The 9,389-nt window shown below is 57.4% G+C and carries 11 protein-coding genes; 6 read left to right on the top strand and 5 right to left on the bottom strand.

Annotated features, from left to right (window positions below; all coding sequences use genetic code 11):
- Window positions 1-262 precede the first annotated feature (262 nt).
- Window positions 263-805 (top strand): gamma carbonic anhydrase family protein, encoded by a 543-nt coding sequence (locus ACTJJ6_RS23195; RefSeq protein ID WP_004929699.1) that lies wholly within the window; start codon window positions 263-265, stop codon window positions 803-805.
- 40 nt (window positions 806-845) lie between these two features.
- On the opposite strand, the gene aroE is transcribed toward ACTJJ6_RS23195, so the two are convergent.
- The 5 genes from aroE to dprA are packed head-to-tail and all read right to left on the bottom strand — an operon-like array spanning window position 846 to window position 4,390.
- Window positions 846-1,664 (bottom strand): shikimate dehydrogenase, encoded by an 819-nt coding sequence (gene aroE, locus ACTJJ6_RS23190; RefSeq protein WP_049299065.1) that lies wholly within the window; start codon window positions 1,662-1,664, stop codon window positions 846-848.
- An 11-nt stretch (window positions 1,665-1,675) separates the two neighbouring features.
- Window positions 1,676-2,245, bottom strand: coding sequence for an L-threonylcarbamoyladenylate synthase type 1 TsaC (gene tsaC, locus ACTJJ6_RS23185; RefSeq protein ID WP_049299067.1), 570 nt, complete (start codon window positions 2,243-2,245; stop codon window positions 1,676-1,678).
- Between the two features lie 7 nt (window positions 2,246-2,252).
- Window positions 2,253-2,798 carry a DNA topoisomerase family protein gene (locus tag ACTJJ6_RS23180; RefSeq protein WP_025304489.1) on the bottom strand — a complete coding sequence of 182 codons (546 nt, stop codon included), beginning with the start codon at window positions 2,796-2,798 and terminating at the stop codon, window positions 2,253-2,255.
- Window positions 2,799-2,823: 25 nt separating this feature from the next.
- Window positions 2,824-3,297, bottom strand: coding sequence for a DUF494 family protein Smg (gene smg, locus ACTJJ6_RS23175; protein WP_004929707.1), 474 nt, complete (start codon window positions 3,295-3,297; stop codon window positions 2,824-2,826).
- Window positions 3,269-4,390, bottom strand: a complete 1,122-nt coding sequence (gene dprA, locus ACTJJ6_RS23170) for a DNA-protecting protein DprA (protein ID WP_143778644.1) — start codon at window positions 4,388-4,390, stop codon at window positions 3,269-3,271. The genes smg and dprA overlap by 29 nt, the downstream gene beginning before the upstream one ends.
- 133 nt (window positions 4,391-4,523) lie before the next feature.
- On the opposite strand from dprA, the gene def reads away from it, so the two are divergent.
- The 5 genes from def to mscL all read left to right on the top strand — a co-directional run bounded on the left by def (window position 4,524) and on the right by mscL (window position 9,343).
- The gene (def, locus tag ACTJJ6_RS23165) at window positions 4,524-5,033 is read left to right on the top strand and encodes a peptide deformylase (RefSeq protein WP_015379260.1); all 510 of its coding nucleotides are present in this window, start codon (window positions 4,524-4,526) and stop codon (window positions 5,031-5,033) included.
- A 17-nt stretch (window positions 5,034-5,050) separates the two neighbouring features.
- Window positions 5,051-5,995, top strand: a complete 945-nt coding sequence (gene fmt / locus ACTJJ6_RS23160; RefSeq protein WP_115436583.1) for a methionyl-tRNA formyltransferase — start codon at window positions 5,051-5,053, stop codon at window positions 5,993-5,995.
- 72 nt (window positions 5,996-6,067) lie between these two features.
- On the top strand, window positions 6,068-7,357 hold the full coding sequence (rsmB, locus tag ACTJJ6_RS23155; protein ID WP_097101294.1) for a 16S rRNA (cytosine(967)-C(5))-methyltransferase RsmB: 1,290 nt from the start codon (window positions 6,068-6,070) through the stop codon (window positions 7,355-7,357).
- A 55-nt stretch (window positions 7,358-7,412) separates the two neighbouring features.
- A complete protein-coding gene (trkA, locus tag ACTJJ6_RS23150) occupies window positions 7,413-8,789 on the top strand; it encodes a Trk system potassium transporter TrkA (protein ID WP_004929716.1) in 1,377 nt (458 codons plus the stop codon).
- Window positions 8,790-8,926: 137 nt separating this feature from the next.
- Window positions 8,927-9,343: a large-conductance mechanosensitive channel protein MscL gene (gene mscL / locus ACTJJ6_RS23145; RefSeq protein WP_025304493.1), complete on the top strand. Its 417-nt coding sequence runs from the start codon at window positions 8,927-8,929 to the stop codon at window positions 9,341-9,343.
- Window positions 9,344-9,389 lie beyond the last annotated feature (46 nt).

Below are 9,389 nucleotides of genomic sequence, written 5' to 3'. Positions count from 1 at the left end.
GGATTTTTTCTCTTTCTTCCCGGCCGCTGTGTGAAGTGAATCACTTGCGCCGTGTCGATGGAGGCGCATTATAGGGATCCGAGTTTTTTGCACAACCCCTTTTTTGATCTTTTCTTTCCGTTTGCACACTTTTCAGCCCTTCCGGGTGGATCTTGTGCGATCAGGGCCATTTTCCGCAGGATCCGGCGCGGCGACTGGTTGTAATTCCATCGCCAGGGTCTAGTATTGCCGGTAAATATGATCCCGACGTGAGGCAAGCACCATGTCCGATGCAGTACGTTCTTATCTTCAATACACACCCAAACTCGGTCAACGCGTCTTGATCGATCCTTCCAGCGTGGTGATCGGCGACGTCGATCTGGCGGATGACGTCAGCATCTGGCCGTTGGTCGCCATTCGCGGTGACGTCAATGCGGTAAAGATCGGCGCGCGCAGCAATATTCAGGACGGCAGCGTGCTGCATGTAACTCATCGCTCCGAACATAACCCCGACGGTTATCCCCTGCTTATTGGAGAAGACGTGACCGTTGGCCATAAAGCGATGCTGCACGGCTGCGCCATCGGCAACCGGGTGCTGGTCGGTATGGGATCGATCCTGTTGGACGGCGTAGTCGTAGAAGACGATGTGATGATTGGCGCCGGCAGTTTGGTAGCGCCGGGCAAACGCCTGGCCAGCGGCTATCTTTATATGGGTAGCCCGGCACGCCAGGTTCGGCCTTTGACCGCCGCCGAGTTGGAGGGATTGCTTTATTCTTCTAACAACTATGTACGCTGGAAAGATGAATACCTGTCGGAAGACATCTGACGGGCTCCCCGTTCCCTATAAAGAGAACGGGGTAGGGGATTTATGCCGCCAGTTCGCTGCGCAGCTGGCGTAATACCGGTTCGATCTCTGGCATCACTCCGTGCCAAAGCAGGAAAGCATGCGCCGCCTGCCCCACCAACATGCCCAGCCCATCGGCATATTCCGTTGCCCCTTGCTGCTGCGCCCAGGCTAGGAACGGCGTGACGCCCTGCTGATAGAACATGTCATAGCAACGGGTTTGCGCGTTGACTACGCCCGTAGGCAACGCCGGGATCTCTCCACTGATGCCGGATGCCGTCGCATTGATCACCAGATCAAAAGCTTGTTGACCCAATTGATCCATCGGCACCGCCGAGATCTCCCCCAGATGCCGGAAAGCGTCGCCCAACTCTTGGGCCCGGCTGAAGGTGCGGTTGGTGATCGTGAGCCGGCAGCCGAAAGACAGCAGCGGCAGGATCACGCCGCGCGCCGCGCCGCCGGCGCCCACCAGCAGAATGCGATCCTGCGGCCGGATCAATTGCTGACGCTGCAGATCGGTCAGCAAACCGATGCCGTCGGTGTTATCCCCCAATAGGCCACCATTCGGCAACACCTTCAGGGTATTGACCGCCCCGGCCATCGCTGCACGCTCGCTCAGCTCAGAAGCAGCCGAATAAGCTCGCTCCTTGAAAGGCACCGTGACGTTCGCCCCCTGCCCTCCGGCGCGGATAAATTCCTGCAGGCTGATTTCAAAACCGTCCAGCGGCGCCAGCACTGTTCCATAAGGATGCTCTATGTCAGTCTGGGCTGCGAACAGCGCATGAATTCGCGGCGACTTGCTGTGGCCGATAGGGTTGCCAAATACCGCAAACTTCTCCATGCCCATTTCCTCTAGCCCTGACGGATCTGTTCGCCGGTCAGAGCATCTCTGATTTCGGAAGGATTAAGACGGCCGCCTACCTTGCCGGCCAATACCGGGAAAGCCTCGCCAAATTGCCGTGTGACCTCATCCGCGCTGCGGCACGGTTCCAGCCCACTGAGATTGGCGCTGGTCGACACCAGCGGCTTGCCGTACTGCCGGCACAGCAACTGCACCAACGGATGATCGCTGACGCGCACCGCCAGTGAACTGAAACGCCCGGTCAACAAACGCGGCGTCTCCGGGCGAGCAGGCAATACCCAGGTTACCGGCCCAGGCCAGCTGGCGAACATCGTCGCGCGCTGCTGTTCGCTGAGCGTACTGTCGTCAATATAAGACTTAAGCTGCGCATAGTCGGCGGCGATCAGAATCAGCCCCTTTTCCCACGGCCGCTGTTTCAACGCCAGCAGCGCATTGATCGCCTGTTCGCTGTCGGGATCGCAACCCAGGCCGAATACCGCTTCGGTGGGATAGGCAATCACCTGCTGTTGATGCAAAGCATCGATGATAGATAAAAGGTTCGGGCTTAATTCTGAATTCATGATGTGATTATTCTGTAGTCGCAACGGGTTTCCCGCACAGCTTGCTGGCACAGCACAGGACGGGGCCTTTTGCCGTGCGCTTTTCCATCAGCAGCGGATAATGGCAATAGGCGCATTCACCGGCGACGGGTTTAACGTTGAGAGCAAACTGGCATTCCGGGTAACGATCGCAGGAGTGGAAAACCTTGCCGTAACGCGACTTGCGCTGCAACAGTTTGCCTTGGCCGCACTGCGGACAGGTAATGGCGGTTTCATCAGGCTTATCGATCACTTCAGTGTGATCGCACTGCGGATAATCGCTGCAGCCGATAAACATGCCATAGCGCCCCTGGCGCAGCACCAACGTCGCCTGACATTTCGGGCACGGTTGCCCGTCCAACACCTTGACGATATGGCCATCGGCCTGTGCTTTCAGCGGCCGAATATATTGGCATTCAGGATACTGGGAACAGCCGAGAAAAGGGCCGTGGCGACCGCTACGGATCACCAGCTCGGCCCCGCATTCCGGACAGGGTTCATTTTGCCTGGCGGCAAAAATCGCGTTTTTTGTCATAACGTCTTCTATGCGCGTTATCGGCTCAATGCAGATAACCTTCGTTCACTTCAAACAACAGTTCTTCCATTTGCTGATAGGCGCTTTCATATCCGGGGATATTAAACAGCACCATCAACACGACCCATTTCAGATCTTCGAGATCGAATTCCGCATTATCCAAAGCCATAACGCGGTCGATAACCATTTCACGGGTTTCGAGGTTCAATACCTGAATCTGTTCCAGGAACAGGAGAAAACCACGGCAGCCGGCGTCCAAACGCGCGCTTTCCTCTTCGGTATAGATCCGCATCGCCAGCGGATCGGCATCCATAAAGTAAGGCGCATTTTGACCTTCTTGCAGGTCAGCCAACTTCTCAAGCCAATTCAACGCGTTGTAGATATCATCCTGATGAAACCCCGCTTGGGCGAGATCATCGGTCAGTTGATCCTGATCGACGCGCATCTCTGGTTCATTGTGGATATAAGTTTCAAACAAGTACATGAGTACGTCGAACATGGCTTGCCCTCCTTAATCGGACATAGCCGCCGGGTACAGCTGCGATCCACCCTGCTAACTCCAGTTCGAGTAACTTGATTACCACCACTGGCACAGGTTGGCCGGCACGTTCAGCGACGACGTCAACAGGTGTCACCTCATCTCCTACGTTAGCCAACACATCGGCAAATGGCAATTCAACTTCAGCCTGCGACGCACAAATAGTTGTATTTTCGTTCAGTGGCAACCATTGGAGGCCGCTTCCCAGCAATTCGGCGATATCTTTCGGCCCGGTGACCAGATGCGCGCCCTGTTGGATCAGCCAGTGCGTGCCTTCGCTCATCGGGTTCCCTAACGGCCCCGGCAAGGCGAATACCTCACGCCCCTGCTCCAGCGCATAGCGAGCTGTCACCAGGGTACCGCTGCGCAACGAGGCTTCTATGACCAGAACGCCCTGGCTGAGCCCGCTGATAATACGGTTACGGCGAGGAAAATGGTCGGCCAGAGGCAAGTCGGTGACTAAATGATCTGAAATCACCGCACCGCCCTGCTCGACTATCTGCTCCGCGAGCCGGCGGTGCCGGCGCGGATAGATATTGCCCAGCCCGCTGCCCAACACCGCAATCGTGCAGCCACCGGCCGCCAGCGCCGCGCGATGGCAAATGCCGTCGATGCCGATCGCCAAACCGCTGGTGATGGTGAAACCGCAACGCGCCAATTCCTCGGCGAAATGGTGAGCCCAACGCTCGCCGTAGTGGCTGAACTGCCGGCTGCCCACCATGGCGAGCTGCGGGTGCGACAACGCCTGAGGATCGCCTTCGATCAGCAAAAATAGCGGCGCATCGTCGATCTGGGCCAGGCGTTCGGGATAACCGGCCGCCCCATAGTTCAGCATACGGTGCGCCGGCAGCTCCAACCAACGCAGGCTAGCCGACAGATAACCGGGATCCAACTGGTTGAACTGCGTCTGCTGCCGTTCGTTCAATCCCAGCTCATGCAGCACGCGGCGTGGTTCGCAATCCATTTGCGATAGCTGCTGCACGATCCGGCTGGCCACGACGGTCTGCAGCCCCGTTACCCCTCGCATCCGTAAAGCGATCTCTTCCGGCCGCATCGTCTGTTCCCTCAGCAAAAACGGTGGTATTACCAATCTGAGCAATTGGTGCACAATGCTGTCAATCAGGTCGGGAAATGTCTAGAATAGAGGTTAAACCTCGTTCATTACTCGGATACAGATCTAAAGATATATGTCAGTCTTGCAGGTATTACATTTCCCAGACGAGCGTCTGCGCAAAGTCGCAGCGCCGGTAAAAGAAGTCAATGCAGATATCCAGCGCATCGTGGATGATATGTTTGAAACCATGTACGCAGAGGAAGGCATTGGCCTGGCTGCGACTCAGGTGGATATCCATCAGCGCATTATCGTGATCGACGTCTCCGAGAATCGCGATCAGCGCCTGGTGTTGATCAACCCGGAGCTGCTGGAAAAAAGCGGCGAAACCGGCATCGAGGAAGGCTGTCTTTCCATTCCCGAGCAGCGTGCGTTAGTGCCGCGCGCCGCGCAGGTGAAGATCCGCGCACTGGATCGTGAAGGCAAACCTTTCGAGCTGGAAGCGGACGACCTGTTGGCGATCTGCATCCAGCACGAGATGGATCACCTGATGGGCAAACTGTTCGTCGATTACCTGTCGCCGCTCAAGCGTCAGCGCATTCGTCAGAAACTGGAAAAAATGGCCAAGCTTCAAGCCCGCGCCTAACCGATCAGGAAATCAACGTGTCTGACTCTTTACGGATTATTTTCGCCGGAACACCAGACTTCGCAGCGCGTCATCTTGACGCGCTGTTGTCATCTGAGCACCAGATTGTCGGCGTTTTTACCCAGCCCGACCGCCCGGCGGGCCGCGGCAACAAGCTGACGCCAAGCCCGGTCAAAGTGCTGGCCGAGCAACACCAACTGCCGGTATTTCAGCCCAAATCGCTGCGCCCCGAAGAGAACCAGCGCCTGGTGGCCGATCTCAACGCCGACGTGATGGTGGTGGTGGCCTACGGGCTGATCCTGCCGCAGGCGGTGCTGGATATGCCGCGTCTCGGTTGCATCAACGTACATGGCTCGCTGCTGCCTCGCTGGCGCGGCGCGGCGCCGATCCAGCGTTCGCTCTGGGCCGGTGACAGCGAAACCGGCGTGACCATCATGCAGATGGACGTCGGTCTCGATACCGGTGACATGATGCACAAGATTGCCTGCCAGATTGAGAGCAGCGATACCAGCGCCAGTCTCTACGACAAGCTGGCCCAGCTCGGCCCACAGGGCATGTTGACTACGCTGCGCCAAATGGCAGACGGCAGCGCCACCCGCGAAGTGCAGGACGAAGCGCTGGTCACCTACGCCGAGAAACTGAGCAAAGAAGAAGCCCGCCTGGACTGGACACTGTCCGCTGCCCAGTTGGAGCGCTGCATCCGCGCCTTCAACCCTTGGCCGGTCAGCTACTTCACCATCGACGATCAACCGGTGAAAGTGTGGCAGGCCAGCGTACTGGCACAAAGCGCCAACGCGGAGCCAGGCACCGTTGTCCATGCCGACAAGCACGGTATCCAGGTGGCGACTGCCGACGGTATCCTCAACCTGATCCAACTGCAGCCCGCCGGCAAGAAACCGATGTCGGCGCAAGACCTTTTAAATTCACGTCGTGAATGGTTTACCCCGGGTAACCGGCTGTAAGTCGCTCCACTGCCCGGCCGTTCATCGCCGGGCCGTTATTTTCTTAATGCCGATCGTTATCAGCTTCAGCCTATGAAAAATAATTACAATCTCCGCAGCATCGCTGCCAAAGCCATCGGCCAGGTGCTGGATCAGGGGCAGTCGCTCAGCACTGTCCTGCCGGCGCTGCAAACCTCCATCAGCGATAAAGATCGCGGATTGCTGCAGGAGCTGTGTTTCGGCACGTTGCGCGTGCTGCCGCAGCTCGAATGGTGCATTCAGCAATTGATGGCCAAGCCGCTGACCGGTAAGCAGCGTACGCTGCACTACTTGCTGATGGTCGGCCTGTATCAGTTGCTGTATACCCGCATCCCGGCGCACGCCGTGTTGGCGGAAACCGTGGAAGGCGCGGTGGCGCTGAAACGGCCGCAGTTGAAAGGCCTGATTAACGGCGTCTTGCGGCAATTCCAGCGCCAGCAGGAAGAGCTGCTGCAGCGCGCCTCTAACAATGACAGCCGCTATCTGCACCCGAGCTGGTTGCTGAAACGCATTCAACAAGCTTATCCCGCCAACTGGGAACAGATCGTCGACGCCAATAACCAGAAACCGCCGATGTGGCTGCGCGTCAACCGCCTGCATCACACCCGTGACGCTTATCTGCAGCTGCTGAGCGACGCCGGCATCGCCGCGGAAACTCATTCAGACTATGCCGATGCGGTGCGTTTGCTGGCGCCTTGCGCCGTGACCGATCTGCCAGGGTTCGCCGAAGGCTGGGTCACCGTGCAAGATGCCTCAGCCCAGGGGTGTGTCGATCTGTTGGATCCGCAAGACGGCGAACAGATCCTCGACCTGTGCGCCGCACCCGGCGGCAAAACCACGCATATTCTGGAAGCGGCGCCGAAAGCGCACGTCATGGCGGTCGATATCGACGAACAGCGCCTGGCGCGAGTCAAAGAGAACCTGCAGCGTCTGCGTTTGCACGCAGAGGTTAAATTGGGCGATGGCCGCACTCCGCAGCAGTGGTGCGGGGACAAACAGTTCGATCGTATCCTGCTGGACGCGCCTTGTTCCGCCACCGGCGTGATCCGCCGTCACCCCGACATCAAATGGCTGCGCCGCGATCGCGACATCGCCGAACTCGCCGCACTGCAGGCAGAAATTCTGGAAGCCGTCTGGCCGCATCTAAAACCAGGCGGCGTGATGGTTTACGCCACCTGCTCTATCCTGCCGGATGAAAACAGCAGCCAGATCGCCGCGTTCTTGCAACGCCACGCCGATGCCAAGCTGGTTGAAACCGGCGATGCGCAACGGCCAGGGCGACAGAATATCCCGCATCCCGAGGACGGCGATGGCTTCTTTTACGCTAAGCTGATTAAAATGTAATGCTTCAGGGCGTGCGTGCGCGCCCTAAGTCTTTCAGTGTGAAGCAGAGAACACGATGAAAATAATTATTCTTGGTGCCGGTCAGGTTGGCGGGACGCTGGCGGAAAACCTGGTGGGTGAAAACAACGATATCACCGTCGTCGATACCGATTCCGGCCGCTTGCGCCAACTACAGGATAAATTCGATTTGCGGGTGGTTCAGGGACATGGTTCCCACCCTCGGGTGCTGCGCGAAGCCGGCGCAGAAGACGCCGACATGCTGGTCGCCGTCACCAACTCCGACGAAACCAACATGATCGCCTGCCAGATCGCCTATTCTCTGTTTAACACCCCCAACCGTATCGCCCGTATCCGCGCGCCGGAATATATCCGCGAGTCGGAAAAACTGTTCCTGCCGGAAGCGGTGCCAATCGACCATCTGATTTCGCCGGAGCAGCTGGTCATCGACTATATCTACAAGCTGATTGAATACCCTGGCGCCCTGCAGGTGGTTAACTTCGCCGAAGGCAAGGTCAGCATCGCCGCGGTTAAAGCCTATTACGGCGGCCCGCTGGTCGGCAATGCGCTCTCTTCAATGCGCGAGCACATGCCGCATATCGACACCCGCGTCGCCGCTATTTTCCGCCAGGACAGACCGATCCGTCCGCAGGGCTCGACCATTATCGAAGCAGGCGATGAAGTTTTCTTCGTCGCCGCCTCACAGCATATCCGCGCGGTGATGAGCGAACTGCAGCGGCTGGAAAAACCCTATAAGCGCATCATGATCGTCGGCGGCGGCAACGTCGGCGCCGGCCTGGCCGCCAAACTGGAAAAAGACTACAACGTCAAACTGATCGAGCGGAATCAGCAACGCGCCGCCGAACTGGCCGAACAGCTGCACGATACCATCGTATTCTACGGCGATGCCTCCGATCAGGAGCTGCTGGCCGAAGAGCACGTCGAGCAGGTGGATGTTTTCATCGCCATCACCAACGACGATGAGGCCAACATCATGTCCGCCATGCTGGCTAAGCGCATGGGCGCCAAGAAGGTGATGGTGCTGATCCAGCGCCGCGCCTATGTCGACCTGGTGCAGGGCAGCGTGATTGATATCGCCATTTCACCGCAGCAGGCGACCATCTCCGCCCTGTTGGGGCACGTGCGCAAAGCGGATATCGTCAGCGTTTCGTCGCTGCGCCGCGGCGTGGCGGAAGCGATCGAGGCGATTGCACACGGCGATGAAAGCACGTCCAAAGTGGTCGGCCGCATCGTCGAAGATATCAAGTTGCCACCGGGGACGACCATCGGTGCGATCGTGCGTGGCGATGACGTGATCATTGCCAACGGCAACAGCAAAATCGAACAGGGCGATCACGTCATCATGTTTATTACCGACAAGAAATTCGTGCCTGACGTTGAACGCTTGTTCCAACCGAGCCCGTTCTTCTTGTAGAACGAATTTATTAGGCGATGGTCTATAATTGCGTAGTTGTTCTCTGCCTTGGGAGGAGATAAAACTTCTCGCCATTTGTGGCAAAGGGAAATTGCTTTGTTAAACTTGAGTTATTAATTCTGCAAGGGGTGCGTTCTATGAGTATGTTGAAAGAGTTTCGCGAATTTGCCATGCGCGGCAACGTGGTCGATCTGGCCGTCGGTGTGATTATCGGTGCTGCATTCGGCAAGATTGTTTCGTCCTTCGTGGCTGATATCATCATGCCACCACTGGGCTTACTGATCGGCGGCGTCGACTTTAAACAGTTCCATCTGGTGTTACGCGAAGCTCAGGGCGCCGTACCGGCGGTGGTAATGAACTATGGTTCATTCATCCAAACCGTATTCGACTTCGTGATTGTCGCCTTCGCCATCTTCCTGGCGATTAAATTGATGAACAAAATGCGCCGCAAACAGGAAGAAGCGCCCGCAGCGCCGCCGGCACCTACCGCAGAAGAGAAACTGCTGACGGAGATCCGTGATTTGCTGAGCCAGCAACAGCAGCCAAAACTGTAAGACAGCGTTTGGTTATGCCAATAAAAAGCCACCTGATGAAGGTGGC

Source organism: Serratia sp. 22278 (genome assembly GCF_052045405.1).
In the GTDB taxonomy this organism is placed as follows: Bacteria; Pseudomonadota; Gammaproteobacteria; order Enterobacterales; family Enterobacteriaceae; genus Serratia; species Serratia marcescens.
The sequence above is the reverse complement of the archived record's forward strand: the minus strand, read 5'-3'. Positions and strand labels throughout refer to the sequence as shown.

Bases quoted from the DNA above. Each gene is read 5' to 3' on its own strand.
- dprA (WP_143778644.1), bottom strand. From the start codon at position 4,390: ATGCGGCCGGAAGAGATCGCTTTACGGATGCGAGGGGTAACGGGGCTG.
- def (WP_015379260.1), top strand. From the start codon at position 4,524: ATGTCAGTCTTGCAGGTATTACATTTCCCAGACGAGCGTCTGCGCAAA.
- tsaC (WP_049299067.1), bottom strand. From the start codon at position 2,245: ATGAATTCAGAATTAAGCCCGAACCTTTTATCTATCATCGATGCTTTG.
- mscL (WP_025304493.1), top strand. From the start codon at position 8,927: ATGAGTATGTTGAAAGAGTTTCGCGAATTTGCCATGCGCGGCAACGTG.
- smg (WP_004929707.1), bottom strand. From the start codon at position 3,297: ATGTTCGACGTACTCATGTACTTGTTTGAAACTTATATCCACAATGAA.
- rsmB (WP_097101294.1), top strand. From the start codon at position 6,068: ATGAAAAATAATTACAATCTCCGCAGCATCGCTGCCAAAGCCATCGGC.
- aroE (WP_049299065.1), bottom strand. From the start codon at position 1,664: ATGGAGAAGTTTGCGGTATTTGGCAACCCTATCGGCCACAGCAAGTCG.
- trkA (WP_004929716.1), top strand. From the start codon at position 7,413: ATGAAAATAATTATTCTTGGTGCCGGTCAGGTTGGCGGGACGCTGGCG.
- ACTJJ6_RS23195 (WP_004929699.1), top strand. From the start codon at position 263: ATGTCCGATGCAGTACGTTCTTATCTTCAATACACACCCAAACTCGGT.
- ACTJJ6_RS23180 (WP_025304489.1), bottom strand. From the start codon at position 2,798: ATGACAAAAAACGCGATTTTTGCCGCCAGGCAAAATGAACCCTGTCCG.